The 1,245-nt window shown below is 64.9% G+C and carries 1 protein-coding gene and 1 pseudogene; one reads left to right on the plus strand and one right to left on the minus strand.

Going from position 1 to position 1,245, the window contains the following annotated elements; genetic code table 11:
* On the plus strand, nucleotides 1–330 hold a 330-nt coding region (locus tag ACWGO0_RS37415), incomplete at its 5' end, for an iron-containing redox enzyme family protein (RefSeq protein ID WP_453544885.1).
* A gap of 42 nt (nucleotides 331–372) precedes the next feature.
* Here the strand turns inward: ACWGO0_RS37415 and ACWGO0_RS37420 are convergent.
* A pseudogene (locus ACWGO0_RS37420) lies at nucleotides 373–711 on the minus strand (Rieske 2Fe-2S domain-containing protein); the annotation flags it as partial.
* Nucleotides 712–1,245: the final 534 nt, after the last annotated feature.

Here is a 1,245-nt window from a genome sequence, read left to right on the forward strand (position 1 = left end):
CGAGCGTTGCGCGGAGCATTGGTGGGCCACTTCGCTTGCGTCGAGGTGACCTCGTCGCCGGGGTCGCGGCGGCTCGCCGCGGCGATGCGGCGCACGGGCGCCGGGCCTGCGGCCGAGCGCTTCTACGCGGAGCATGTGGAGGCGGACGCCGTACATGAACAAGTCGTACGCCGAGAAGTGATCGGCGGTCCGCTCGCCGAAGAGCCGCACCTGGATTCAGAGGTTGCCTTCGGAGCCGACGTCACTGCGCACTTGGAGAACCGACTGGCATCTCACCTGCTGAATACCTGGCGGACCGGGCAGTCGGCGCTGATCGAAAGGCAATTCTGATTCCACTGCATGAAGCCGCGCGGCGGGATGGATGACCGGTGCTCAGATCGTCCGAGGAGATAGTGGGCGCACAGCCGGGCCGTGAAGTACTTCGCCGTCGACACCGAAGCGCGAACCGTGGCAAGGGCTCTCCCACGCGGTTTCCGCCTCGTTGAAGGCGACCAGACAACCGAGATGTGTACGGCGCGCCGACACGGCGTGGGCGGTCCTCAACCGGTCGCCCACGAAGTGGCGGACGACCTCTGCCTGCTGTTTCAGCAGAGCTGATCCCTCCTGGACGGTGCTCCACAGACGATGTGGGTCGTACAGCCCTGCCCACTCGGGTTCCGCACCGGTGATCGTCGACGCCAGCAGCTGTCCGGCCATGGAGCCCCCGCTCATGTGGGCCGCCCATCGGTACGCCGCGGCTCCGACCGCCCGAACTGGACAAGGCGCCCAGACACGTCCGCGACTTCGGCGAGATGCTCACCGATCGCCTCGGTTCCACACTCCCCACCTGGATCAAGGCAGTCGGCGTCAACCAGCTCCCCGGCCTCAGAGCGCACTCCACATGCCGAGACCTCGGCACGTCAACAGGATCAAAATGCTCAAGCGCCAGATGTTCGGGCGTGTCGGCTTCGCTCTCTTGAAGACAGAACGGGGTATGCGCGGGATCCCAGCAGATGCATCAGTGAGCTGTTGGCGCGAACCTGGAAGACGTGATGCCCCAGTCGTCGTCGACAGCACCGACAGACACCGTGGTCGTCATTGGCCACCTCGTCTCGCTGGGCACGGGCAGAAAAATCCGTCATGGCAGTCATGGCCGACCGCAGGCAGAGAACATCTAGTGCTGTGACCGCAAAGGTTCACCGGCCTGGGGCGTATCTCTTCCTTTGGCTGAGTAGACGTTCAGGAGCACTCGCGCAAGGGAACCGT

This window comes from Streptomyces sp. NPDC055749 (assembly GCF_053617235.1).